Source organism: Paenibacillus spongiae (assembly GCF_024734895.1).
In the GTDB taxonomy this organism is placed as follows: domain Bacteria; phylum Bacillota; class Bacilli; order Paenibacillales; family Paenibacillaceae; genus Paenibacillus_Z; species Paenibacillus_Z spongiae.
Genome location: NZ_CP091430.1, coordinates 5,290,862 through 5,316,931 on the forward strand (window position 1 = coordinate 5,290,862; position 26,070 = coordinate 5,316,931).

The following is a 26,070-nucleotide window of genomic DNA, read 5'->3' on the forward strand; positions in this document are numbered from 1 at the left end:
TTTATTCCACCTATTTACAACAAAATCAATCTTAGGCTCTCTTCAGTGACCTGTTTACCCACCAATATTTAAACTCAAATATGGCAAATACGCCAACTACGAGTGCCACAAGACTAACAGCCCATATTCCCAGATATGTCATTATAAACGAGGTTCCATCCGACGCAATCAGATAAACGCTCCCAATTACCCAGAGAAAGTCCACCACAGAATAGATAAGTACATACCTAGGTGGAATGAATTTCAGTTTAACCGTCCAAAAAACAAAGGCTACAAAAACGACAAGAAAAATCCCCACTTCGACTAGCGCAGATGAATGATCCAGGCCAGTCAAGGTTGCCACGAAATGGGAGAAGAAGATCAAAATGAGCCCAAATGCCCCCGTAGAAAAACCATTCGCTAACAAAATATAACGAATCATTCTCCCATCCTTCACGCTTTCTTCTGCGTGTAATTTTCGATTCATGGTTAGACACCTCAATTTTCGTAAGGATTAAATGTCTAAAGCCGATTACGCCATAAGTCGATCACACTCCATTTCTTGACACCCATAGCTGATTGACGACAGCCAAGATGTTTCTTCAAAGCAAAAGAGACAGATCTGTCTCTTTTGCTTATTATGATACAGACAGATCTGTCTCGTGTCAAATAAGATTTTACCATTTTTTGAATTTCAGAGTCGTCGAGTTCTATGGAAAAAAGTAGAGGAATGTTTGTTGGAACCTAGGGGGAATTAGCTTTCGCTATGCAGAGTTAGAAGACAAGTCGGACATCTCTGTTACTGTGCCTGCTGACCACTGGACTGGTTTTTCTTCATTCTTGTGCCCAGTAGGATGAAGGCGACATAGATTACAATGGCAATCGAATCTATAAACGTGTCCGTAAGCGCCGAAACGTCAAGCAATGCCGTTACGCCAAGAATAACCATCAGTCGGACGATCAGGATCGCCGCGATCATCCATGCGGCAAACCGGATCTTCGATCGCTCACTTTGGAATGACATGAAAATGAATGCGATGCCGAAGACCAGGTTTTCCGCCGTGATAATGTGCCAAACATACGTGAATACCGTCTGGGTATCCATGGATATCGCCCTAATGTCGAGCGTCGGCAGCACAGCGTATTGCCCGTTCCATGCGTGCGTGGCGGCAAACAATATCGCAAGAACGCCTGCAATCAGATAATAAAAATTCCTAACCTTGATGTTCATCGCAACCCTCCTTACAAATTCCCGGTTCATTCGTTCGGATATCCTTGTAAATCTCGCGGACGAATTCTGCCAACCGTTGGTCACTTTCATTATTAAAATCCCTTAACGTTTCGGCTGCTATGCCGAGCAGCCGACTGACCTTTTCCAGATGGGCAATCTTCTTGCGCGTTTCTGCGTTCTTGGCATCGAGGAACGCAGCAACCTCTTCGCAGTAAGCGGAGTCGATATTTTTCATCTTACGGAAACCAAATTTCCCCCTGATTTCGTCAAGAGAAAAGTCCGCATACTGCATGATCTGAATATTCATCAAATCCATGAGGTCGTCCTTCGAATACCTTCGGTACCCATTGCCTTCCCGAGACGGCGAGACGACCCCAATCCGGTCATAATACCGAAGCGTATCCTTCGGCATCCCAAGTATCCGCGAAACCTCTTGTATAGAATAAAGTTTTTCCATGAATTCAGAATAACATTAGAGTTGACTCCAATGTCAAGAAAATTGGGCGTAAAAAAGTTTTTGAAACGAATTCGTATGTGCGCCAACGTATGGACGATGTGAACAGCTGGTCAGAAAAAACGGCTTCTCAGCGTTAACTGAACAGGTTTGGTGGAGCCTGGGGGGATATAGCTCGCAGAACTCGCTGATCCATTATGGATGTCCGAATCTTGATTATATGCTGACGAAGCTATTCGACGAGGACTTTTAGCGGTAGATCCTGATCGCCGTGCTCCTCCGTTCGCAGTATTTCACGGAAGTGATCCGTCCGCGCGGGCGAACCCGTAGCGGTTCTCTCCCCTAGGCTGTCCACCAAATAAACAGAAAACCACGTTCAATGAACGTGGTTGATTTGTTTATTTTGGTGGAGCCTAGGGGGATACAGCTCGCAGAACTCGCTGATCCATTATGTGATGTATGAATCCTGATGAAATGTTCACAGATGTATTTCAACGAAGCAGATCGCGGCGGTAGATTCAGACGCCGTGCTCGTCCGTTTGATGATTACTCTGCGAAGCTTCACACCCACTCCCTGCGCGCGGGCGAACCCATAGGGGTTCATCTCCCCCTAGTCTAACCACCAAAAAGAAAAACCACTTCCTAAATGAAGTGGTTTGATTTACGTTTTTTGGTGGAGCCTAGGGGGATCGAACCCCTGACCTCATCGCTGCCAGCGATGCGCTCTCCCAGCTGAGCTAAGGCCCCAAGATTTGTAACGACAAGATAGATCATATCATGGGACTGCAATAGCTGTCAATCTTTTTTTGGGCTGGCGAGCGAATCTTTGGACAATAAGGAATTAAGCTCCTTCATGAACATATCAATATCACGAAATTGACGGTAGACCGATGCGAATCGAACGTATGCAACTTCATCCACCGGATACAGTTGCTGCATGACGATTTCGCCTATATCGCGGCTTTCCACCTCGGCTAATGCCGTAGTCCGCAATTCTTTCTCCACTTCGGACACAATAACCTCAAGCTGTTCGACCGGTACGGGGCGCTTCTCGCAAGCCCGGATAAGACCGCGCAGAATCTTGTCACGGCTGAATTCTTCCCGGCTTCCACCCTTCTTGATCACAATCAACGGCGTTTCTTCGATCATTTCAAAGGTTGTGAACCGGCGGCTGCATTTTTCGCATTCACGGCGGCGGCGGATCGATTTATTCTCGTTTGCGGGCCGTGAATCAAGCACCTTTGTTCCGGAATAATCACAATACGGACATTTCATGCTTGTAAGAACCTCCATCAGATCGAAGTAACCAAATTCAATAATAAACCCATTATAACGCCGATGTTGCAGCGCTATTCAAACCGGTAACATTTTCTAACCTTTTCCTGTTATGAAACTCACGCTTTCGCACATAATACTGTTACAAACCGCGAGGAGGTGAACGACAATGGCACAAAACCGCAGCAGCAACCAATTGGTTGTACCGCAAGCCAATGCAGCGCTTGACCAAATGAAATATGAGGTAGCGCAAGAGCTTGGTATTGCTATCCCGCAAGACGGATATTACGGGAACATGGCTACGCGTGATGCAGGATCCCTTGGGGGCTACATTACTCGTAAACTGGTACAAATCGCTGAACAGTCCCTAGCAGGACAAAGATAATGAGGCTTAATAACGGAAGCTTCGATCAGACGCCTTCATAGGCGGTTGACCGGGGCTTCTTCTCTTTTTACCCCATAAGAAGGTGGGCACATGCACACATCAATTTCATTATACCACAAAACCCGTCCGTAAAAATACAAAAGAGTCTATAATCTCCTGCTGCGACTGACTTCAAGACGATATTTGCCCCACATTACAGATGGACTAATCGTGGGTTACTTGATGACTTTCCAATTTTTCATCCTCATCGAATTTCAGAACGAACAAACTGTCATCCACGCCCATGCCTGCACGGCCCAAATAATAAACATACTGAACCACGGGATCTTCCAGCCTCTGCTCAGGCTCCCCTAATAAATCAACGACCTCTTGCTCGGTCAATCCTATAGGCTCATGCTTGTTTATAAAATCGTTCACCATGCCATATCTCATATCCGGTTCGTTCTGCCAGTCCCCCTCGTTAAATTTGCTCTGGCACGCGGTAAGAAACAGCACCAGCATGAACGAGATGAATATCCTCTTCACCGCAAACACCCTCTTCTATAGCCTTTGCATATCGCTGCAAATATTCACCCTCCAATAATAAACGATATAGGCGGATAAAGGTTGCAGTAACAGCAATTTGAAGAGCATTGAGCTTGCGCCATCAGGGTGTACTGTTCATAGCCGCGCTGCATTCCATAAAAAAAAACCGCCAGCAACAAATTGCTGGCGATGCCGCGTAAATTATGTAAGCCATTGCTAAAATTCGGGATAAAGCTTCTTGTATTTCTTATAATAATAATGGACGCGCTGCACGTAGTGCCGCGTTTCTCCATATGGAATATCGCTTATCGTACTCAATTCCCCGTCCCATTTGCCCTCCGTCATCCAACGCTTAACCGCGCCGGGACCGGCATTATAAGCGGCAATGACAGCCACCTGGTTCCCTTTAAACTGCTTATTCAGCCAATTTAGATACCATGCGCCCATCTCGATGCCAAGATCGGCCCGATGCTTAAGGCTGTCCCTCGTCACGCCGTCAAATCCGCTCTTCTCGACGATCCAGTCCGCCGTATCGGGCATGATCTGCATGATTCCGACGGCACCCTTCTTCGACTCCTTGCCGGGCTCGTAATTCGTCTCCGTACGGATAACCGCGGCAAGCAATTGCGGCTCCAGCTTATAATTGTCCGCGCTGATTCGGATATCGTCCTTGTAATGGATCGGATACATCCAGCGGCTGATCCACTCCGAATTAAAGAACAGCACGACCAATAGAGCGAGTACCAGTACGAGAAAGACTCTCTTGCGCCGAAATTTCTTCATGAAAAATCATGTTCCTGCCAAAATTGCCGGACCTGGCGTTCGGTAGCTTCAAGTGAGCCGCTGTTGTCGATCACGTATGTGGCCAGACGCTTCTTCTCTTCGATGTCCATCTGGAGCCCTATGCGCAGCGAGGCTTGTTCCTCCGTGAGCCCTTCCCGTTCCATCAATCGCTGCAGCTGCATCTCCGCCGGAACGTAGACCACCATTACGGCATCATACAGCTCGGCTTGTCCGGTTTCGTATAGAAGCGGAATGTCCGCAATGACAAGCAGGTTGGGATCCTCCTGCAGATAGGCGTCCATTCTCTCCTGCATGCGAGCCCGGATCGCTGGATGCAGGATCGACTCCAGATCCTTCAGCTTCTGTTTATCCGGCGTAAAGACAAGGCTTCCCAGCTTGCTCCTGTTCAACGTTCCATCCTCATTCAATACAGCTTGTCCGAACCGTGCGACAATCCGCCCGAGCGCCGGTTCGCCGGGAAGGACCACTTCCCTGGCGACCTGATCGGCGTCGACGAGCTTCGCACCCAGCTTGACGAGCATGGCGGACACTGTACTTTTGCCGCTGGCGATACCGCCCGTTAATCCGAGTTTCATACGTTCACCTCTGCTTGCTCTAAAGCAATTTCATTATTCCCATTACTACCAGCATAATGCCCGGCAGAACCGACAGCGCCTGCATCGTGCTCCATCCCGAGAATCGGAAGCCCAGTCTCATTCCGCCAAGCAAGAACAATCCGCTCGCCGTGGAGATGACCAGTGCGGTCAACAGCGGGGAGAAGCCGATCATCGCAGCGCCAAGTCCGGCTCCGAAGCTGTCCAGCGACAGCGCGAACCCGAGCAATACGGCCTCTGAAGCCGAAATAATGCCCGAACGGTCCACATCCGCAATTTGCGGTGTCCTTAAGATCTGTATAACCAGACCGAGCCGCTTCAACTCCAGAATGAGGATCGTTGTTGCCGTTAGCCGGTCATTCCCTCCACTGTCGGATCGAGTGCCGTTATCAGCTTCCCCCATTTCTTCACCAGCATTCGCGGCCATCTCCTTGCGTCTGCGCCAGTGCTGCCACAACGCCCAGCCGCCGATCAGGATCAGCAAGCAAGCCCCGATCCACCTTGCGATATCCGGCGACATGTAGCCGGCAAGCAAGCTGCCTACCTGCATGGACAACCAGACGACAAATCCCGAGCATAGCGAAATGATGACGACCGATACGACAGGTATCCGTATGCGGCGCAAGCCATAGGTCACACCAACTCCAAATCCGTCCATGCTGACAGCAAACGCGAGCAGCAGCAAGGATGCAACATGTGCTAGCAACCGATGTCCCTCCCATGAAGGCCGTAAACGACATGTTTCCAATCAAGAACCCCGCTGTACTGAGCGTACCTGAGCTTCAAGCTTGGAAACAATGTGCATTCGCCCATGAATGGTTCATCATATGCGTTCATACCCTATTCGTGCATCTATTTATGACCGAAGACTTGACGCTTTTGGTTTGCGCAGCGGCTGGCACTTCGTACAGATATGCGTGCCCCGGCCTCCGACGACGGTTTTCTCGATAGACTGGCCGCATCTGCTGCACGGTTCGTTCTTGCGTCCGTAGACAAGCAGCTCGTCCTGGAACATGCCCATCTCGCCCTGTCCGTCCACATACGATTTAATAGAGGAACCGCCGGTTTCGACGGCGCGCGTCAGTGTTGCTCTCACCGCGTCATACAATCGCTTCCAGTCGCTGCGCTTCAGAGAATCGGCCGTTTGCTCCGGATGGATACCGGCTGTAAATAAAGATTCATCAACATAGATATTGCCAAGCCCCACCACATATTCCTGATTGAGCAGCAGCGGTTTAATTTTAGTCGTACGGTGCGATAAGATCTTCATAAACGATTTTAACGTGAAGGAGTCGTCCAGCGGTTCGATCCCCAGCTTGTTCAGCGGCGGCATCAGCAGCTCGTCGCCAGGCTCGAACAGATGCATCGTACCGAATTGGCGTACATCCTTGTACCGCAGCTCCGTTCCATCGTCAAAGTGGAAGATGACATGCGTATGAAGCTCAACCGGATCACCCTTCTCGTAGACGCCGTAGCGTCCTTCCATCCGAAGATGGGATACCATGACGAGCCCGTCAAATATAAACCTTAGAAATTTCCCGCGTCTCTCGATGGTCTGCAAGGTCTGCCCGACCAGCATGTCAGCGAATTGTTCCGGCTCCGCCGGCCGCTGCAGAATACGCGGAAGCGTGATAGTAACGCCCTCGACGGTCTTGCCCGCCACCAATTGATTCAGCGTCCGCCGAACCGTTTCTACCTCCGGCAATTCCGGCATTGTTGTCTACCTCCCCGCCGCGGCCAAGTCATTGGACGGCCGCAGCACTTCCCATTATAACCGATTGCATGCCGGGATGCCCTACTTGGTCTCATACCAATTGATACCGTAATTAACATCGACTTTCAGCGGCACGTCAAGCGCCAGCGCGCTCTCCATCACTTCAGGAACGAGCGTCTTCATCGTTTCCAGCTCATCCGGCGGAACCTCGAAGACCAATTCATCGTGTACCTGCAGCAGCATCCGGCTGCGCAAATTCCGCTTGCGCAGCTCCTCGTCCATCCGCACCATAGCCAGTTTGATAATATCGGCGGCGGTCCCTTGAATCGGCGTATTCATCGCCGTACGCTCGGCGAAGGAGCGCAGATTGAAGTTCGAGGCCTTGATCTCCGGCAAGTAACGGCGCCGCTCCAGCAGAGTCGTGACATAACCGTCGCGCCGCGCATCCATGACGATATTGTCCATGTAGGCACGCACCCCTTTGAACGCCTCGAAATATTGCTCAATGAATCGAGCGGCATCCTTACGCGTGATGTTCAAATTGTTCGAAAGGCCGAAGTCGCTGATTCCGTACACGATGCCGAAATTGACCGCCTTCGCCTGGCGGCGCATGTTCGCGTCAACCGCGTCCGCACTCACGCCGAACACGTCCATCGCCGTCTTCGTATGAATGTCCATATCATGGACAAACGCTTCCTTCAGGTTCTCGTCGCCTGAAATCTGGGCGAGCACGCGCAGCTCGATCTGCGAATAGTCGGCGCCGAGAATGAGCCAATCCGGCTCGGACGGGACGAAGGCTTTGCGAATGCGCCGACCTTCTTCCAGACGGATCGGAATGTTCTGCAGATTCGGGAATTGGCTGGATAGACGACCCGTGGCGGCAATCGTCTGACGGTAATACGTGTGCACCTTCCCGGTATCCCGCCTAATTTCCTTCAAGAGTCCTTCCACGTAAGTCGATTGAAGCTTGGACAGCTGACGATAATAAAGAATGAGCCTTACGATCTCATGATACGGCTCCAGCTTCTCCAGCACCTCGGCGTCTGTCGAATATCCGGTCTTCGTCTTCTTGATCACCGGCAGTCCAAGACGCTCGAACAGCACCTCGCCCAGCTGCTTCGGCGAGTTAATATTGAATTCCATCCCTGCATGCTGATAGATGTCGCTCATATAGCTGACTAATTTATGCTCCAGCTCGCTGCCAAGCTCCTCCAGCGTCTGCGCATTTACCCGGATGCCCCGCTTCTCCATTCTGGCCAGCACGATCGACAACGGCTGCTCCAGCTCATAATACAGCTTGGTCATATCGGTTTTCTCAAGATCGCCCTGCTGCAGCGGTACTAGCCTTCGTACCGTATCCGCCTTGGCGGCAAGATGGCGGGCAACCTCTTCGAAATCCGGAACCTTGAACTTTGCGCCTCTGCCATATACGGCTTCATCCGAAGCAATCGCGGGAATGCCGTATTTCGCTGCCAAGAAATTCAAGGTTTGATTCGTCTCGGTCGGGTCGAGCAAATAGGCCGCCAATTGAACGTCGAACGCCGTTCCACAGAATGTGATATGATGCCACGAAAGAGCAAGCTCCGCTTTGTGCAAATCATAACCGTACTTAGGAGCCTTGTCGTCCGCAAGCCAATCGCGAACAGGTTGTCCAACCGGGCTTTCCAGCGTATCGCAGTCGATGACATATACTTGTTCGCCCGCTGCCACGGCAAGTCCAAGCAGCTGTGATTGGTGCGGATTCTCACCATAGGCTTCGATATAGACGCTCTCGGATTGGGCAAGAAATGCCTTCAGCGAGCTGACGTCGGTGTCCGAATCAACTCGGATAATTTCATACGTCGCGGCCGCCACAGCTTCCGCTCCGTCAGCCTCTCCGGCTTCGGGCAGCTCAAGCCGATCGATTAACGATCGGAATTCCAGCTTGCGGAAGGATTGGGCGAGCGCCGCTTTGTCATACCCGCCGTAGGCCAGCTCGTCCGTCTGGTTCTCTAGCGGAACCTCGCGATAGATCGTAGCAAGCCTCTTGCTCATGAGGGCATCATCCTTATGAGCCTCGACCTTCTCCTTCATCTTCCCTTTCAATTCATTCGTATTCGCCAATACCCCTTCGACGGACTCGAATTCGTGAAGAAGCTTGAGCGCCGTCTTCTCGCCGACGCCCGGAATACCCGGAATGTTGTCGGAAGCGTCGCCCATCAGACCTTTCAGGTCAATGATCTGAAGCGGCGTGAGACCGTATTTCTCTTGAATTTCCGCCGGATCATAGCGGTCAACTTCACTTACGCCCTTGCGGGTCAGCGCGATCGTCACCTGCTCGGAGGCGAGCTGGAGCATGTCCTTGTCGCCGGAGACGACAATCGTCTCCACGCCCTGCTCATCCGCCATTCTCGTCAGCGTGCCGATAATATCGTCGGCTTCGTAGCCGGCCAGCTCGAACTGCGCAATGCTGAATGACTGCAGCAGCTCCTTCAGGACCGGAAACTGCTCGGACAGCTCCGGCGGAGTCTTCTGCCTGCCGCCCTTGTATTCCGTGTAGCCTTCGTGCCGGAACGTGACCTTGCCCGCATCGAATGCAACGAGCACATGCGTCGGCTTCTCTTCTTCAAGCAGCTTCAAGAGCATCGTTGTAAAGCCATAAACCGCGTTCGTATGCAGCCCTGCGGAATTCGTCAGCGGCGGCATGGCAAAGAACGCGCGATAGATAATGCTATTTCCGTCAATCAACATCCATTTGTCCATACGGGTGCACCTCACCTCGTTATTTGCTATTAACTATCATAATCCAGTCGGGCAGCGAAGTAAAAGGAATCCATAAGCAAGAGGTTTATTTTTCACTAAATTCCATATTTTAAGTGATTAAACAGACAAAAAAAGAGCATCACCGTCCAATGACCGCTTGCTCCCAACGCAGTTACTATCTTTATTAGCTGATCAGCTCCGATTAACATGACCGGTATCCACCCGGTTCTTTACTAGGCAGAAGTAGAATCGTTGCGTCCGATGCTCGCCTGCGGTTTTCCCAGCAAATAGCCTTGCGCATACGCGATCCCCATGGACCGGATCTGGGCAAGCTCCTCTTCCTCCTCGATCCCTTCCGCCACGATCGATATGCCCATCTTGGCCGCCAGCTCCGTAAAATGCTGCACAATATGCTCCTTCATCGGATCGAGATGGATACCCCGGATAAGCGAGCGATCGATTTTAATTAAATCCGGCTGCAGCTCCACAATCGACTGAAGAGACGAATAGCCGGCCCCTGCATCGTCGATAGCGATTTGATAGCCTTGGTTGCGGTAATGATCCAGTATCTTCTTCGCTGCGCCGAAATCCTCGATCGAGCTGCGTTCCGTAAGCTCGAATACGACATGATGCGGAGATAAGCCGAACTGCTCAAGCAGGCTGCGTGTTTGACCGGGGGTGAAGGAAGGATCGTCAATAATTTGCGATGTGATGTTAATAAACAGCTTTTGGCCGTCGGCCAGACCGGTGCTTTCTTCAATGGCGCGTTCCCTCGCGAGGCGATCGAGCGTATAGAGCATGCCTTCCTCGGCTGCGAAAGCGAACAGCGGCTGCGGACCGGCAAACCAGCGGTTGTCCGGGCAGCGCAGCAGAGCTTCATAACCATACACCGTTTCATTCCGGAGAGAGATTATCGGCTGATAGACCGGATAAATTAGCCTGCTTTGAATAAGATGGTTGAACGCCTTTATCCGCATGCTCCGTTCGGGGGCCGAGGGCGACTGGCCATGAATAATCGCCCGCTTTATTCCTTCGTACCATAATTCATCGTAACGGCCAGGCAATAACCGCTCCACGATGGAGATGCCCGTATGAAGTCGCAGCTCTTCGATCCAGCCGCCAAGCGCGGTCTGCATAAACCGCCGCTCCCAGTCATCCTTGAATCGGCTGCCAAGCTCCAGCAGCTGCTCCTCCAGAACCTCGGCTCCCTCATAGGGGAGCTGCAGGCATATGTATAGATCGTCCTTCATCCATACGCTGCGCAAATGGCCTACGCCAGCGTTCCGCTGCTTGGCGATCGCCTCTTGCACGAAATGCCTCCAATGAGCATCGATGGCGGATTTAACGTCCTCGCGCTCCTTTCCCCTGCCATGCCATGCTACATAAATAATGCCTGTCGGCCCGACTTGCCCGGAACGTTTGCTGTATTTTCTGACGCTGTATCGTCCTCTCACGTTTGCATTCGTTCCTCTCTATCCTGCTTGTCCAACAAATCACCGGTCACCCACGCACTCCCTTTCACGGCCTTAGCCTGCTTCTTCAAGCGTGCGGCAGCCTGGGAGATCGCATCAGGACTAACCGGCTGTTCACCGTTCCATCGAAGCAGCGATAGCGAGACGCCAATGCCGCGCTGCTCGATTCGGCTTCCGCTCCGGTCGGTTACACCAGACACTTCCGTATCGCCATAGAACGCTTGAACGCCATCCTCGAAACGTTCGATAATCGAAGCGCATAGCGCCCGCGGATCTCCGGCAGCAGTCAGAACGATAAAATCATCCCCGCCGATATGGCCGACGAAGCTGCCTTCACTCCCTGACAACCGTCGAACGCTTTCTTGAAGCAGATCCGCCATATATCGAATGAGTTCATCACCTTGACTGAAGCCGAAGCAATCGTTAAACCATTTGAAATAATCCAAATCCGCATAAATAATCGAGAAGGGTTGGCCCCTGTCGATATACCGCTGCATCTCACGCCGGATGACTCCATTGCCGGGGAGTCCGGTCAAGGGGTTCGCCGTACGCGCTTCCTCGGTTCGAAGGCTGGTGATGCATTCCAGAATGGAACGGATCGATGCGGCACCGAGCAGCTTGTTGCCCCTCGTTATAAGAACGATATCATACAAGCGGGAAATATCCCGGGACATCGCAAGCTGCGATACCTGTTCCACAGGGAGCCCTTCATCCACGATAAGCGGATTGTCATCCATAATTTTATGAATGGGGCGGCTCCAATACAGAGGCAGCCCGAATTGCCCCGCAAGCAGCTGATGCATGTTCTCCTTCATGACAAGCCCGACAGGCGCCCCGTTCTTCACGACGGCCGCCCCTTGAATAAGATGGTTGGACTCGAATAGCTTGGCTGCATCGGAGACCAGCTTCTGGGTGTCGAAGACCGGAATATCCCTGGCCAGATTTCCCATCGGATACGTCGAGGACCAGTCGGCTGTGCTTTGTTCTGCCGCCGGGGCTGCCCATAACAACGGCTCCATTACCCGCTCCCCGCTCCGCTCTGGGCGGGCGGTACTCAATAACGCTTCTTTGATCGCTTTATAGATCCTCGCTTCAGCTGCAGCTCCCATACCTAACGGGATCGCCTTCGCGAAGCCGATATGGTGCGGTAACCGCTTCTGATGCCCCTGAACACGATCCCTCGCAGTCAAGGCAGACGAACCGTTAAGATTTTTTTGCAGCAGGGCCGCTGCCGCCTCCAGACGAAGCGCTAACTTCTGGGCGGACTTGCCGCCCTGCAAGAAGTAGTAATATTCATGATCGATTCTATACCGCCATATAATATCGTTCTGCTCATCGGACCAGTTTTGAAGCCGTTCACGGGCTTCAGCATGTCCGGCATGCACCTGAACGGCAATAACTCCAATTCCGTTCTTATGTCCCCGCTCCGTCAATACATGCAGCATATTGCGGTCCAGCAATCCAAATCCGATTTCGTCCAAGTGGAATCCCTCTTCGCAGGATTTTTCGATACAAGTTGAAGTTGAGCCCATGATCGGAATACAGCCCGGCGCGCCTTTCTTTGGTACAACTTTCCTATATGGAATAGCTCCATTGTACTTATTCTTTGTGTTAAGAACGTTGCACGAGTGTTAAGCGGATATTAACTTTCCTGCAAACATAAGAAAGACCCGCATTCTGCAGGTCGATTCGTAGCTGTTCGTTTATGGCTTCAATTGCTCCTGTATGCGAGGGTAACCGTTCGAAAATCCATTTATCCGAATCGGCCTGAAATATAATCGTCGGTCGATTTTTCCGCCGGATTCGTGAAAATCTGATCGGTTTCGCCCGTCTCGATCAATTTCCCCATATAGAAGAATGCCGTCCGGTCCGAAATACGAGCTGCTTGGTGCATGTTATGCGTCACGATGATGATGCAGTATTCCTTCTTCAGCTCCGCGATCAGCTCCTCAATCTTCGCCGTCGATACGGGATCGAGCGCAGAGGCCGGTTCGTCCATCAGAATAATTTTCGGCTTGACGGCGATCGAACGCGCGATGCACAGCCGCTGCTGCTGTCCGCCGGACAGCGCGAGCGCCGATTTGTGCAGCCGGTCCTTCGTTTCCTCCCAGAGCGCCGCTCTGCGCAAGCAATCCTCGACAATTCCGTCAAGCTCGCGCTTGTTTCGGATACCGTGATAACGCGGACCGAAAGCGATGTTCTCATAGATCGATTTGTGAAACGGATTGGGCCGCTGCCATACCATCCCGATCTGCTGGCGAAGCAGCACGACATCGACGCCCGGGTCGTTGATGTTCTGGCCGTCGATCCAGATCTCGCCTTTGGTCTTGACTCCGCCGATCGTATCGTTCATCCGGTTCAAGCTGCGCAGAAACGTCGATTTCCCGCATCCTGAAGGACCGATTAGCGCTGTAACCTGGCGGGGCGAAAATTCGAGTGAAACGCCTTTGACCGCTTCCTTCTCCCCGTAGAAGACGCTCAAGTTTTTGACGGATAAGCCTGCATTCTGCATGTGAACATTCCTCCTACGGTTTATTTGGTAGCGGTAAATTTACGATACAGCGCTCTGCCGAACCAGCGTGCCGTGAAATTGAAGAGCAGCACCATGATGATGAGCACGGCGGAAGCTCCTGCGGCGATTTCCGCAGCGTCAGGGGCAAGCCCTTCGCTGTTGACCTTCCAAATATGAACGGCCAGCGTCTCTGCCGGACGGAACGGATTGAGCGGCGAGAACGGGCTAAACGGATTCCAATCCGTGAAGTCCAGCCTTGGCGAGCTCATACCGGCTGTGAAGAGCAGCGCGGCCGCTTCGCCGAATACGCGGCCCGAAGCCAGGATCGTGCCCGTCACGATAGCAGGCACCGCGATCGGCAGCATGACCGATGTGATCGTCTTCCAACGGGACAATCCCAGTGCCAGGGAAGCTTCCTTCTGCTCCCGCGGTACGCCTGCGAGCGCCTGCTCCGTAATCCGCACCATAAGCGGCAGGTTAAATACGGTCAATGCCAGCGCGCCGGAGAACAGCGAGAAGCCAAAGCCCAACAAATTGACGAAGACGAGCAAACCGAACAAGCCCACGACAATGGAAGGGAACGAGGACAGAACCTCGACAACCAGGCGGATGGAATCCGTCAGGCGCCCCGGCTTCGCGTACTGGCTCATGTAGATGCCGGCACCCAATCCCAGCGGGACGGTAATGATCATCGTGAGGACCAGGAGGAAGAGCGAGTTGAACAACTGCGGTCCGATTCCCCCGCCGGCCTTGATCGTTTCCGGTGCGGAAGTCAGAAAGTCCCAGCTGATATGCCCGAACCCGCGCACAATAATATAGCCCAATAATCCGGCGAGCAGCAGGACGATGAACGCGGCGACTAAAACAATAACGGCAGTTGCTATACGGTTTACGGTTTTGGCGCTCATCGTTTATTTCTCCTTTCCAGAAAGCGGACGATAAATACGAAGACGAAGGTCATCATGAGCAGGATCAGCGCAAGCGACCACAAAGCGTTATTGTGGGCAGAGCCCGTAATGGTGTTGCCCATGCTGAGCGTAATAACGCTCGTTAGCGTTGAAGCCGATTCGAACAACGACCTAGGGATATGCGGCGCGTTACCGATCACCATCTGCACGGCGAGCGCTTCGCCGAATGCGCGGGACATCCCGAGCACGACACCTGTCAACAGCGCAGGCAATGTCGTCGGGATAACAATGCGGTAGATCGTCTGCCAGCGAGTCGCGCCAAGCGCGAACGACCCTTCTTTCAGGCCGCTGGGGAGTGATGCCAGCGCATCCGTGGCAATCGTCGTAATCGTCGGCAAAATCATGACCGACAGAACAAGCGAACCGGCTGCAATGCCAATCCCTTGTCCCGGAAAAATATTGCGAAGCATCGGAACGATTACGCTGAGCCCGACAAAACCGTAAACAACCGACGGAATACCCGCCAGCAGCTCAATGACAGGCTGCATGTAACGTCTTCCCGCTCCCGGCATAATCTGCGTCATGAAGATAGCGGCGCAGCAGCCAAGCGGCGCGGCAATTAGCGCGGCGAGCAAAGATGTGCTGAAAGAACCGAAGATGAACGGCAGTGCGCCGAATAAGGCGGGTTCCCCTTCCGGAGCCCACTTCAGTCCAGTGAGCAAATCTCCGATGCTGACGCCATTCTTGAAAAAGGTGCTTAAGCCGCGAGACGCGACGAAATAAACCATCGCAACGATGGTTACGATAAGAAAGAGGATACAAAGTGTCGTGAAAATACGTCCGACCCATTCTTCTCGGATGTGCTGCTTACTTGGTTTTCTAGTGAGACTCTGTTTATTGTTGCCATCTTGTTTGACAGCCCATTGATCCATATGGCCCCCTCCTTCTCAAAGCCAAGGAGAGGCGAATCAGCGTTCACCTCTCAGGCTTGACTATTGCATATATACGGATTATTTCGTTACATTGCCGTCAACATCGCGCTTCACTTGCATTTTGTTGACTGGAATGTATCCCAGCTCTACGACATCGCCGTTCTGAACCGTGTCGGATACCATGAACTCAAGGAATGCTTTCATAGCGGCATCCGGCTCGCCCTTCGTGTACATGTGCTGGTAAGCCCAGACAGGGTAGCTGCCGTCGATAACCGTTTCTTCTTTTGCTTCTACGCCTTCATATTTCACGGTCTTCACCGAATCGTCGAGGTAAGAGAACGCAAGGTAACCAATTGCACCCGGAGTTTCGGAGACAAGCTTCTTAACCGTACCTGAGGAATCCTCTTGGATCGAGCCTTGCAGGTCTTCCGTCTTCGTGCCTAGTGCATACTTCTCGAACGTTTTGCGCGTACCGGAGCTTGCAGGACGGTTAACGATCGTAATTTTCTCGTCTTGGCCGCCAACTTCTTTCCAGTTCGTCACTTTACCTGTGAAAATCTGTACCAGTTGATCCTTCGTTAGGTTGTCCACAGCGACATCTTTATTCACGACAGTTGCCATCGCCACAACCGCTACTTGATGATCGACGAGCTCCTTCGCTTTTGGAGCGTCAGCATCGACAAACTTCTCTTCCGCGAAAATATCCGAGTTGCCGATTTGCGCTTGGCCGTCAGATACTTGCGTCAGGCCAGTGCCGCTTCCGCCGCCTTGCACGAGAATGTTAACGTTCTTGTGCTCTTCCATAAACTTCTTCGAAGCTTGATCTACCAATGGTTGAAGCGCAGTCGAGCCGACTGCAAGAATGGAGCCGGAGAGCTCTTCCCCGCCAGTGTTGCCGCTGCCTTGACTATTATTTGTCTGAGCCCCTTCGTTCGTTCCTTTGTTGTTCGTGCCATTGTCTTTGGAACCACAAGCCGCCAACCCGATCGTCAACATCAATGCTACTACGACTAACAACATCTTTTTCATGCTTCTGGTTTCTCCTCCCGTTTCGAACGGTTATTTGTTTGAACAAACTTATTGTAGGTCTTCGTTATTAATCTGATATTTTCTAAGTGTTAACGGAATAATAAAAATGCATAGATTTCTTGTATGGTTAGTCGTAAAATTATAAATAAACTCTATATAAGAACAATGGGAGAATGACTCTATTATGAATTTGTTAAAAATACGGTTGATTGTCCTGCTGGAACGCTTCAAGAAAGTCACGGCCGTCGCTGAGGAGCTAGGCGTCAAGCAGCCTACGATCAGCTTCCATATGCGCAAGATGGAAGAGGAATGGGGCACTCCTCTATTTGAAATGAAAACCGGTAAAGTCATGTTGACCGAAGCCGGCAGACTTCTCCATCATTACGCCGAGCAGATCGACCGTCTCTATGCCGAGGCCGAGGCGCGAATGAAAGAGCTGCAGAGAAACGGACTCCATAAATATGTTATCGGCTGCAACGAAACCGCCAATGCCGCATTCCTCCGGGGATCATGGCTCACGGCCGCTTCGGAGCTTGCCGATATTCAGCTCTCGCTGCTGACAGGCGATAACGACAGACTGCATCAGCTGCTCCTGGAAGGAGGCGCCGACTTGATCTTGACCAGCCGATCGTCCGGTTTATCCGCAGGCAATAACGTTCTTCTCGTCGAAGATCCGCTGATGCTGCTTTTACCAGCAGTGCATCCGCTCGCAGGCACCGCTAATTTATCCTCGCTTTCCACCTATCGGCTGGCACAATTGCCGTTCGTCCTGCTGGAGGATTCATCGCTCAAAGAGGCTGTCACCGCCTGGGAAGCTGCCGAGCGGATGACCCTGTCCGTCAGATGGACAACGGACCGGATCGAGCATGTCATCTCCGCCGTGCGGACGGGATCGTGCTTAACCGTTATCCCTTCCCGCTGCGTCAGCGAGACGGCTGCTGGGATCGTCTCGATCCCGCTTCCAGGCTCACCGGTCTACTACCGGATGTATGCCTCGTGGCTCAGCAGCGGATGGTCCCCTCAGCTCGCCGGCCGAATGGTCGGCATGCTTCAGCAGCAAGCGGGGAATGCTTATAAATAGAAGCTGATATAAGGGCTCATCCGGCCAATTGGCGTAGGACTCCTGGCGTACAGCGTCAGACTAACTAATCAGGAATTGCCTGCTTTGCGGCAACAGCACTCATAGCGCCGCTTTCAGCCTCAAGCATGGTGCCGCGATAATTGGCAAATCCCAAGGATGGACTGTGTTTATGGTTGGTTTGGCGGTTGGTTTGGCGGTTGGTTTTATCAGCTGGCTAGTTAGGCATAATGGCACATTTTTCATCCGTTAATATTTACTGCCGCCCTGCCAGGACACATGGAAACTTTGGGGATAATCAGGGGGCGCTCTACTTTGCTTTTGCGCTACTGCTTACTGCTGTAAGACCCACAAACGGACTTGCAGCTTCATTTCCGCGTGGCGACACGCTGTAAGTCCCTTTCCGACGTTAACTCGACCAAATGGCCGATCAATCTCCGTTTTTTCTGGCTGTAAGACCCACAAACGGACTTGCAGCTTCATTTCCGCGTGGCGATACGCTGTAAGTCCCTTTTCCGACGTTACCTCGACCAACTGGCGTTTAAATTGACCACTCAGCAGCCAGTGAGCCATAATTGATTGATCCCGTCCGGATCATCCCGCGGCGCAATAAAAAACAGATAACCCTCAGAAGGATGCTTCTCCTGTGGTTACCTGTTTCTATACCTGGTCTAGTTCGTTTCCACAAACTCAGCAAGATCCAGAACTAACTATTCAAATCCGGGCGCGTGCCGGTCACGAGATAAACGACGCTTTCGCCGATATTGGTCGCATGGTCGGCGAACCGTTCGATATAACGGCCAACGAAGCTGAGCTGGTTCGCTTGCGAAATCGTGGTCGGGTTCTCCAGCATAACCGTGAACAGCTCGCGGATGATCTGGCTGTACAAGGCATCGACGAGATCATCGTCTTTCGCCATCTTGTACGCGAGATCAACGTTCTCCTGCATGAACGATTGAATCGATTCATAGGTCATCGTCTGCACGATTTCACCCATGCGCGGCAGATCGATCAGCGGTTTGATGAGCGTCTGGCCGTCCAGACGGAGCACGACCTTAGCCACGTCAACCGCAAGATCGCCCATCCGTTCGAGGTCGCTTGCAATTTTGAACGCAACCAGAATTCGGCGAAGATCCTTGGCAACCGGCTGCTGCGTTGCGATAAGACGCGAACCGATATCGGTAATCTTCTCTTCGATCCGGTTCAGCTCCCGGTCTTCGTTGATAATACGTTTCGCCTCAGCCGTATCCAGCTGCTGCAGCGCCTGCATGGCATCGGCGATGGCTTTCTCGACCCGATTGCCCATCTCCACAATCAGGTTCTTCAATTCGCTGAGCCCTTGATCGAATTCCTTACGCATCGTCATCATCATCGCTTTTCCCCCTAAACGTTGTATGATCTGCTTATTAATATATTGTATTAACCGAAACGGCCGCTAATGTAATCTTCTGTCCGCTGGTCGCGCGGGTTGGAGAACAGCTTCTCCGTATCCGCGTATTCCACCACTTCCCCGTTCAGGAAGAACACCGTCTGGTTCGAAACCCGCGCGGCCTGGTGCATGTTATGCGTGACCATAACGATCGTATAACGATCCTTCAGCTCCTGCGCCAGCTCCTCGATTTTTAAGGTGGAAATCGGGTCGAGTGCCGAGGTTGCTTCGTCCATTAACAGAATGTCGGGCTCGACCGCAATCGCGCGAGCAATGCAGAGCCGCTGCTGCTGACCGCCGGACAGGCTTAATGCCGAACGTTTCAAATAATCCTTCACTTCATCCCACAGTACGGCAGACCGCAGGCTTGTCTCCACGATTTCATCCAGCTTCTGCTTGCTCCGAATGCCGTGCAGGCGCGGTCCATAGGCGATATTATCGTAAATGGATTTGGGAAAAGGATTCGGCTGCTGGAACACCATGCCTACCTTCTTCCGCAATGTCTCTACATCGACGTCCTTCGAGTAGATGTCGGCACCGCTAATCGCGATTTTCCCTTCGATTCTCGTTCCCGGTATCATATCATTCATCCGGTTGAGCGTACGAAGCAGGGTCGACTTGCCGCAGCCTGACGGTCCGATAAAAGCGGTGATCGCTTTCTCCGGAATCTCCATCGAAACGTTCTTGAGCGCGTGGAATGTGCCGTAATATAAATTCAATTTATCAATTTCAATCAACGATTTCGTCTTTACTTGTGCGGGCATGGGCGTTCTCCTCCAATAACAAAGACTTTGTACGACTCCATCTCATACTCGTTATCGTAACGGCCGTATGTTAAACGCGTACGCGCGAATTGTTAAGGGAATGTTAAATCTCCTGTTTTCAATCCCGCCCATGACTCATCATTTTCAGTTCTTTCAATGATCCTCGAAACCTATATGGCTGTGGGCTGCAGGAATATCAACGAATGACTTTTTATATACCAGCAGGTCATATTTGCTGTAATGATGCATGACAACAGCGACTTCTCCGTCCATGTACTGCCCGCTGGCCAGACGGTTCTGCCCGAGCAATCGTATTGGCCAAGCGGATCCTGCTGTCCGACATCCGGACGCTATTCGCTCATCAACGAGCTGGATCCTCCTCAATACTAGAATAGGAGGCTGGCTCATGGCCAACCTCCTCCCATTACTGCAAGCCTCATACCTTGAACTTCAGCACGATCGGCTCCATGCCCGGTTTATAGACGAATGTGACAGGATCGGGCTGTTGATTAATAAGCGTCAAATCGGGTTTGGGATTGGCATCTGCTGCGTTAATGCGATAGACAGCCGTAAGCGTATAGGTCTGCCCTTCCGTTAATCTTCCGACAGGATGGTAACCTCCGCCCACATGCGCTGCAAAAGACAAGTTCCCATGACTGTCCTCGATAAACACCGTTGTATTGGTTACCGGTTCTCCGTTCTGTTTAACCGTCATGACTTTCAATTGTATGTGATACAGTGTTCGTGCCGGTAAACGGGTTACCTCTTCCGTGTATATAAATTTTGCACTATTGCCTGAAACGTATGGCTGATCTTCATGAGATAACCATGACGCTGGATCGACAACTTGAAAATATTCCTTACCGGCTGTAAGTCCGCGTATATCCACTTTCCCGCTGCTATCACTGTAAAATAGCTTTTCCTCCTGGCTGACTTGATCATAAAATCGGACCCGGGCATTCGCTACAGGCTTCCCGTCTTCATCGACAATCGAATCGGTGAACTGAACGGGGTCTCTCAAGGTGACCGGTACCCGGATCGGTTCCTTGCTGGACGGATCGAACGTGAAGGAATACGGAGCGGCCTGCTCATACTTGGCATTACTCTCCACGAAGTATAGTTGAGCTTCGTACCGCTCTCCGGCTTTGAACCCCTCAATTATGGGAGCTTGATGTTTCACGCTGTACGCAGCCGACTCCAGCTCCCGTCGCTGCTGATCGCGAATTCGGATCGAATAAGGATCGCTGCTGATCGGCTTGCCATCCTGATCCACGGCCAGCACAATCGCATAGGTGCGTTTCATCACGAGCTGCGGCTGAGGGTCAACTTCCTGGTAGGTAAATGTATACGATGGCTTCAAGTTATAACGGAATTCTTCATCAATGAGAGAGAGGCGATAGGTCTTCCCTTTCAGCAGGCCGCCAATATGGAACTTCCCGTTCGCATCCGTCCTGTACATGAGATTAGGTGTCTTCTCTTCCCCTTCGAAAACATATAAGGGCTGATCGGGAACCGGTCTGCCTGCTTCGTCGGTCACACTTCCTTCTACATCCACCTTGCGAAGCATAAGTTCGACGTCTCGGGTCATATCGGCGTACGTTATTGAGATCAGCGATGAGTCGGAATATACGGTATTGCCTTGCGGAGGCTCGGCACGAACGATTAAATCTTCACCCGATTCAAACCCGCTCACCGCATACCGACCATCTGAATCGGTCTTTCCTTCAAACGCGCCTTCCAGCTCCAAATCTGCATAGCTGACGATTACCATCGCGCCGGCAACCGGAGAACCCCCAGGGTCCAGCACCTTCCCGGTTACATGATCGGTTTGCTTTCCTTCCCCGGCAGCAGGATGCTGGTTCGTGCTGTTCGAAACGGGAGCAGCAGCTGCCTTCTTCGCCCCTATCATAATCACGCCGGTAAGCGGGTCCCAGCGCACGTCACGGGACAGAGCTTCACTAACGAAGCGGAGCGGAATATAGGTGAGGCTGCCTTGCGTAATTGGTGCGGCGAGAAGCTTGGCGGCTTTGCCATTAACCTGCGCTTCCAGGCTTCCCAGCTTCACTGCCACCGTCACATCCGCCGATTTACCCGTTATCCGCTTCGCTTTCGCCTCCCAAACGACGTTGAGCCCTAAGCTCTCAAACAAGCTGCGAAACGGGACCATCGTCACTCCATTGATTTGTATTGGCGGGGCCGGCAGTAATAGCTCCCTTCCATCAATGACGATCTTTACGCCTGCCGCGGACAGAGAACTCGCCCCCGACATACAAGCGACCAGCAAGATCATGACCACGGCTATTCGTCGTCTCACCTATCCTTTACCTCCCTCAACGCAATGTTCTTTCTTCTTCCTAAAATATCAATTTTTGCTATATATGAAAAGAACAAGTTTCGTGCCCGTCATTAGCACCCTATTCATCATCCGAATTAGCCCGTGTTAATTCGTGCAGCCATACAATCCCCGCTTCCGTCTAATAGAGCGGGCCCCGTCATGTGCAGCTGCATGTGAGCGTAAACGGGATTGAGTAGAAATCGGATTTTGAAAGGCAATGAAGCCACATCAAAATCAATAGCATTCTTATTTGGCAGCAGTGCCGTTCTTGTCCATACCTGCGGCAGCCCATCCACGATCAGCTTACCCGCTTCCCATTGAACCGAACAGACTTGATCGCAGCCAGCCGAGTCGGTGTATGAATAACTTCCCGCGTATTTCTCCAGATCTGCCATTGAATCACAAGCGTCTTCTCCTGCTTCGATCCCGAGAAACGCATGAATCCGACGATAATAGGCCGGCCAGTCTCCCATGTGGTTCTCAATACGAAGCTTTGGAAGCTGCAGCAGGTCGTATAGACGATCCATGATGACACGATAATTCTGCCAATACGCGACCATACCCTCGAACCCGGCTAATCCGCGGGATATTCCGTATTGGGACTGTGAAACCCGCTCCAGCATATGCTTCTCTGCGCCGCTGCCCCTTCTCGCAATAATTTTGCTCATAGCGGCACGAAGATCGTCTTGATAGAAATAGATCAGACACGGGTTCAATATCCTGATGATTCGTTCAACTTCCATTACGTAGTCCGTGATCTCTGCTTCGGGAACATTATTCGGAAACAGGCTCCAGGTCAAATATCCAAGCAAACAACCGTCGACGATAATGATTTCATCCGACTCAGCGGCCAGTTCGGCAAACCGCTCCCACCGCTCAAGCGCTCTCCTAATCACATCGCGATAATTTCCGCCGGTCAAATCAGTGACGGTCTGCATCGCCGAAGCCGCGTCGGTATAGACATAAACCGGGTGCCCCAATTCTTCTTCATACCACCATTTGTGCTTATAGCCGAGCTCGCCAAGCTTGCGTGATATGTATTGTGCCGTCGAAGACTTTCCCGAGCCGGGAATGCCTTCGATACAGATTAATTTCGTCTTCAACAAATCAATCACATCCCTTCAGAGCTTTAGCACTCTATGTAGTCGAGTGCCAAGTCTACCATTACCATTATTATCCTTTAGCTGGATGGCGTCAACCTTTGCAACAATGAACAAGCTGTAAGATCGGGTTGCCCCTTTAGACCTCCCTGCCACCAGCGGGAAACCGCCGCGCTAGTTCTAACAGCTGGTTACAGCTCATCCCCGTCCCCCGGCCTGGGTCATTTTGCCATCCGAACAGCCTCGCTGCTGTTTTGAACTGGCGAAATACAAAAAAAGAAGGTGACCGAGGCCCCCTGCTCCATAGATGTGCATACAACGTTAATTATTGTTTCACCGTCAAAGATCGATAAAAAATAAAAATCATCGAACCGTTTGGACAAACCATTCGTTATCTTAGATGCACATAACATCAACTTACTTTACAAGGAGAGGATCATTTTATGAAGCGATTTACCCTGACAAGTTTATTGGCGGTTCTGATGCTTTCACTGTTTGCTTCGGCCGCTTTCGCCGCCGTTCCGGATTTTCAATCCGCCGGATTTCCTGACGTCGTCGCGGAACAAACGATTGACGCGGGAAAAGCGGCTACGCTCAAATACGACCATGTACGGATCGTAATTCCAGAAGGGACGTTCACAAACAAAGTGAAGTTTCAAGTCTTGGAGGGAAGTTTGAATGATTTTCAAGCGAAAGCACCCGAAGGCGAAACCGTTCTGATGAATTTTGCCTTCAAGGTTACCGATCTGACCACCGGTGAACGGATCGGCAAATTTAACAAACCTGTTTTGTTTCGCTATACATCGCCTGCAATTACCTCCAACAGCAAATACTACAATATTCAACCGGATGGAACATTTGTATTGAACAGTGTCCTTCCCGAAATTCACGGTAACACGTTAACTCATCCGAACCCGGGAGCTCCCGTCGGTTGGGCCGTGACTTCGCCAACAAAAAATACGGAAACGGAGAGCTTCGACGGCAGCATCGTCAACAATTCCCTGGCCGTAAGCCCGGATGAGCAGATTGCGGTTGTATCGGATAGCCGCGTACAATCGATCCGTATCTATGACCTCGCCAAAGGCGTTTTGCGCAAGGAGATCGGCGGCTTTGTTTCCCCGAGGAACGTCGTGTTCGTTGACGGCGGCTCAACATTTGTCGTATCGGACAGCACGCTCGGCACCCTTCGCTTCTACAATGCGAAAAACCTGACCCTGCAGGATGAAGTCGTGGTCGGTCCGGGTGCGTTCGGTACAGCCGTCAGCCCTGATGGTCGAACGCTATACGTGAACAACCAGGCGCACAGCTCCGTAACGATCGTCGATCTTGAGAAACGCAAGCCGATATCGGTCATTACCGGATTCGCCCAGCCGCGGCAGGGGATTGTCGTGTCTCCCGACGGACAGTCAGTATTCGTTACGAACTTCAAGGGGGACAAAGTATCCGTGGTGGATGCCGCCACGAAGAGCATCGTCCGTGAAATTACGGGGTTTTCCATGATCCGCGGGATCTCCGTAACCGAAAACGGCATCTTATATGCCGCAAATAGCGGCCGCGACAGCATATCCGTGGTGGATATCTCTCAAGGCAAGATCATCGATGAGATAAAGGTTGGGCGCGAACCCTACGGCGCAGCTCTTTCACCCGACGGCCAGCTGCTTTTCGCCAGCAGCAAGACGGATAATGCCATCGACGTGATCGACGTCTCCGATAACCGCGTGATCGATACCATCGGCGGGTTCTTAGAACCTCGGCAAGCGATCGTCTTCAATCATGATGGTACGGATGCCTATGTCCTTAACCGGGATCTCTCGATCTCCGTCGTGGACGTGAAATCCCGTACGATCGCGACTACCATTCCGGCCGATAAAAAATAACGCGTCCATCATAAGCATTCCTGATCGAGTAGGAGGGGGCGGCTAGCCCCCGACCTCTCTCACTACCTTGTGTTTTCCTCCAGCTTTCCTCAGATCTCACCATGCGACGGCCCCTTTGCCCTTGGCTAATGGCAGGCCTCTCCAGCCCCCATTCCTGACTTTCACCAAAGAGATGACGCCCATGCTGGGCATACAACGAAAAAGAGCCGCCTGCCGGCAGCCCTTCTAGCGCATATTCTATTCATAGGATTTCAAACTTGAAAGATATGTTTTCCTGAGACCCATCTATTGTGTATGTTATTTAATGATTTTCAACCTTAATATTGGCATAGAATTGTTGTGATTCGGTGTATTGATTATAATTTGGCAGAATTGATTCGCCTTTATTTCAAATTCATAAAAATCTGCCGGCATATTATGAAGGTCTTCCAATTCGAACATGATATGCGAAATCATTTCATGCCCGATAATTTCCTCAAAAAAATTTTGAATACTTGGCAGACGAGATTGATCAACACATGCTATTCTAAAAGTTTTATCAGCATACCATACGCCTTCAATTATTTTTCGGCATTCGGCAACCCATGGCGCGTCTACGATTTCAAAAGGGATATATCCATCCTTCAAATAATCTCGCAAAGGGTATTTATGTAATGCATGTACTGTTAAGACATAATTAAGATTTAAGCCGATCCTGTTTATAATTGCTTTTTCTAATAAAAAATAAGAAATATCTGTCATTTCATCATAAGATGGAATGCATGCAAAATGGATTTTCCCTGTAAATAACTGGCTCATCTCAACACCTCATTTCATGAACAGCACAGCAACCTTGCTTGAAACGGATGAAGATAACGACGCGAACTTTTGACCCAGGCTCTCATTGAACGGAGCTCCCCCGCCAAACAGAAACAAATGGTTATCCGCCATGA

At 51.4% G+C, this 26,070-nt stretch carries 26 protein-coding genes and 1 tRNA gene; 3 read left to right on the forward strand and 24 right to left on the reverse strand.

Annotation, left to right across the window (positions count from 1 at the left end):
- Positions 1 to 31: 31 nt before the first annotated feature.
- The 5 genes from L1F29_RS23985 to nrdR form a co-directional block, all read right to left on the reverse strand.
- Entirely contained in the window at positions 32 to 466 is a 435-nt protein-coding gene (locus tag L1F29_RS23985) for a hypothetical protein (protein ID WP_258384562.1), read from the reverse strand.
- A gap of 312 nt (positions 467 to 778) precedes the next feature.
- On the reverse strand, positions 779 to 1,210 hold the full coding sequence (locus L1F29_RS23990) for a hypothetical protein (RefSeq protein WP_258384563.1): 432 nt from the start codon (positions 1,208 to 1,210) through the stop codon (positions 779 to 781).
- Positions 1,194 to 1,667, reverse strand: a complete 474-nt coding sequence (locus L1F29_RS23995) for a MerR family transcriptional regulator (protein WP_309252333.1) — start codon at positions 1,665 to 1,667, stop codon at positions 1,194 to 1,196. Before L1F29_RS23995 ends, L1F29_RS23990 begins: the two co-directional genes overlap by 17 nt.
- Positions 1,668 to 2,335: 668 nt before the next feature.
- Positions 2,336 to 2,411 (reverse strand) — tRNA-Ala (locus L1F29_RS24000).
- Positions 2,412 to 2,459: 48 nt separating this feature from the next.
- On the reverse strand, positions 2,460 to 2,939 hold the full coding sequence (nrdR, locus tag L1F29_RS24005; protein WP_258384565.1) for a transcriptional regulator NrdR: 480 nt from the start codon (positions 2,937 to 2,939) through the stop codon (positions 2,460 to 2,462).
- Between the two features lie 169 nt (positions 2,940 to 3,108).
- Here nrdR and L1F29_RS24010 point away from each other — a divergent pair, with 169 nt between their 5' ends.
- Positions 3,109 to 3,324: an alpha/beta-type small acid-soluble spore protein gene (locus L1F29_RS24010; RefSeq protein ID WP_258384566.1), complete on the forward strand. Its 216-nt coding sequence runs from the start codon at positions 3,109 to 3,111 to the stop codon at positions 3,322 to 3,324.
- 204 nt (positions 3,325 to 3,528) lie between these two features.
- Here L1F29_RS24010 and L1F29_RS24015 read toward each other — a convergent pair whose 3' ends face one another.
- The 12 genes from L1F29_RS24015 to L1F29_RS24070 form a co-directional block, all read right to left on the reverse strand.
- Positions 3,529 to 3,849 (reverse strand): hypothetical protein, encoded by a 321-nt coding sequence (locus L1F29_RS24015; protein ID WP_258384567.1) that lies wholly within the window; start codon positions 3,847 to 3,849, stop codon positions 3,529 to 3,531.
- Positions 3,850 to 4,065: 216 nt separating this feature from the next.
- Positions 4,066 to 4,632, reverse strand: coding sequence for a lytic transglycosylase domain-containing protein (locus tag L1F29_RS24020; protein WP_258384568.1), 567 nt, complete (start codon positions 4,630 to 4,632; stop codon positions 4,066 to 4,068).
- A complete protein-coding gene (gene coaE / locus L1F29_RS24025) occupies positions 4,629 to 5,228 on the reverse strand; it encodes a dephospho-CoA kinase (protein WP_258384569.1) in 600 nt (199 codons plus the stop codon). The genes L1F29_RS24020 and coaE overlap by 4 nt, the downstream gene beginning before the upstream one ends.
- A 19-nt stretch (positions 5,229 to 5,247) precedes the next feature.
- Positions 5,248 to 5,952, reverse strand: coding sequence for a sporulation membrane protein YtaF (gene ytaF, locus L1F29_RS24030; RefSeq protein WP_258384570.1), 705 nt, complete (start codon positions 5,950 to 5,952; stop codon positions 5,248 to 5,250).
- 150 nt (positions 5,953 to 6,102) lie between these two features.
- Positions 6,103 to 6,960 (reverse strand): DNA-formamidopyrimidine glycosylase, encoded by an 858-nt coding sequence (mutM, locus tag L1F29_RS24035; protein WP_258384571.1) that lies wholly within the window; start codon positions 6,958 to 6,960, stop codon positions 6,103 to 6,105.
- Between the two features lie 81 nt (positions 6,961 to 7,041).
- Entirely contained in the window at positions 7,042 to 9,702 is a 2,661-nt protein-coding gene (polA, locus tag L1F29_RS24040; protein WP_258384572.1) for a DNA polymerase I, read from the reverse strand.
- Positions 9,703 to 9,935: 233 nt separating this feature from the next.
- Complete coding sequence (locus L1F29_RS24045; protein WP_258384573.1) at positions 9,936 to 11,156, reverse strand: EAL domain-containing protein; 1,221 nt, start codon at positions 11,154 to 11,156, stop codon at positions 9,936 to 9,938.
- Positions 11,153 to 12,655 carry a GGDEF domain-containing protein gene (locus tag L1F29_RS24050; RefSeq protein WP_258384574.1) on the reverse strand — a complete coding sequence of 501 codons (1,503 nt, stop codon included), beginning with the start codon at positions 12,653 to 12,655 and terminating at the stop codon, positions 11,153 to 11,155. The genes L1F29_RS24045 and L1F29_RS24050 overlap by 4 nt, the downstream gene beginning before the upstream one ends.
- A 272-nt stretch (positions 12,656 to 12,927) precedes the next feature.
- Positions 12,928 to 13,686 carry a phosphate ABC transporter ATP-binding protein PstB gene (gene pstB / locus L1F29_RS24055; RefSeq protein ID WP_258384575.1) on the reverse strand — a complete coding sequence of 253 codons (759 nt, stop codon included), beginning with the start codon at positions 13,684 to 13,686 and terminating at the stop codon, positions 12,928 to 12,930.
- A gap of 20 nt (positions 13,687 to 13,706) precedes the next feature.
- Positions 13,707 to 14,594 (reverse strand): phosphate ABC transporter permease PstA, encoded by an 888-nt coding sequence (gene pstA, locus L1F29_RS24060; RefSeq protein ID WP_258384576.1) that lies wholly within the window; start codon positions 14,592 to 14,594, stop codon positions 13,707 to 13,709.
- On the reverse strand, positions 14,591 to 15,526 hold the full coding sequence (gene pstC / locus L1F29_RS24065) for a phosphate ABC transporter permease subunit PstC (RefSeq protein WP_258384577.1): 936 nt from the start codon (positions 15,524 to 15,526) through the stop codon (positions 14,591 to 14,593). Before pstC ends, pstA begins: the two co-directional genes overlap by 4 nt.
- A 78-nt stretch (positions 15,527 to 15,604) precedes the next feature.
- On the reverse strand, positions 15,605 to 16,555 hold the full coding sequence (locus L1F29_RS24070) for a phosphate ABC transporter substrate-binding protein PstS family protein (protein WP_258384578.1): 951 nt from the start codon (positions 16,553 to 16,555) through the stop codon (positions 15,605 to 15,607).
- Positions 16,556 to 16,739: 184 nt separating this feature from the next.
- Here L1F29_RS24070 and L1F29_RS24075 point away from each other — a divergent pair, with 184 nt between their 5' ends.
- Complete coding sequence (locus L1F29_RS24075) at positions 16,740 to 17,636, forward strand: LysR family transcriptional regulator (RefSeq protein WP_258384579.1); 897 nt, start codon at positions 16,740 to 16,742, stop codon at positions 17,634 to 17,636.
- Between the two features lie 703 nt (positions 17,637 to 18,339).
- Here the strand turns inward: L1F29_RS24075 and phoU are convergent.
- The 5 genes from phoU to L1F29_RS24100 all read right to left on the reverse strand — a co-directional run bounded on the left by phoU (position 18,340) and on the right by L1F29_RS24100 (position 23,264).
- A complete protein-coding gene (gene phoU, locus L1F29_RS24080; protein WP_258389789.1) occupies positions 18,340 to 18,999 on the reverse strand; it encodes a phosphate signaling complex protein PhoU in 660 nt (219 codons plus the stop codon).
- A gap of 53 nt (positions 19,000 to 19,052) precedes the next feature.
- Positions 19,053 to 19,826 carry a phosphate ABC transporter ATP-binding protein PstB gene (gene pstB / locus L1F29_RS24085; RefSeq protein ID WP_258384580.1) on the reverse strand — a complete coding sequence of 258 codons (774 nt, stop codon included), beginning with the start codon at positions 19,824 to 19,826 and terminating at the stop codon, positions 19,053 to 19,055.
- A 153-nt stretch (positions 19,827 to 19,979) separates the two neighbouring features.
- A complete protein-coding gene (locus L1F29_RS24090; RefSeq protein WP_258384581.1) occupies positions 19,980 to 20,234 on the reverse strand; it encodes a hypothetical protein in 255 nt (84 codons plus the stop codon).
- Positions 20,235 to 20,262: 28 nt separating this feature from the next.
- Positions 20,263 to 22,140: a stalk domain-containing protein gene (locus L1F29_RS24095; protein ID WP_258384582.1), complete on the reverse strand. Its 1,878-nt coding sequence runs from the start codon at positions 22,138 to 22,140 to the stop codon at positions 20,263 to 20,265.
- A 116-nt stretch (positions 22,141 to 22,256) separates the two neighbouring features.
- A complete protein-coding gene (locus L1F29_RS24100; RefSeq protein WP_258384583.1) occupies positions 22,257 to 23,264 on the reverse strand; it encodes an AAA family ATPase in 1,008 nt (335 codons plus the stop codon).
- A gap of 440 nt (positions 23,265 to 23,704) precedes the next feature.
- Here L1F29_RS24100 and L1F29_RS24105 point away from each other — a divergent pair, with 440 nt between their 5' ends.
- Positions 23,705 to 25,138, forward strand: coding sequence for a beta-propeller fold lactonase family protein (locus tag L1F29_RS24105; protein ID WP_258384584.1), 1,434 nt, complete (start codon positions 23,705 to 23,707; stop codon positions 25,136 to 25,138).
- Positions 25,139 to 25,435: 297 nt separating this feature from the next.
- On the opposite strand, the gene L1F29_RS24110 is transcribed toward L1F29_RS24105, so the two are convergent.
- Positions 25,436 to 25,936, reverse strand: a complete 501-nt coding sequence (locus L1F29_RS24110; RefSeq protein ID WP_258384585.1) for a hypothetical protein — start codon at positions 25,934 to 25,936, stop codon at positions 25,436 to 25,438.
- A 9-nt stretch (positions 25,937 to 25,945) separates the two neighbouring features.
- On the reverse strand, positions 25,946 to 26,068 hold the full coding sequence (locus L1F29_RS24115; protein ID WP_258384586.1) for a hypothetical protein: 123 nt from the start codon (positions 26,066 to 26,068) through the stop codon (positions 25,946 to 25,948).
- Positions 26,069 to 26,070 lie beyond the last annotated feature (2 nt).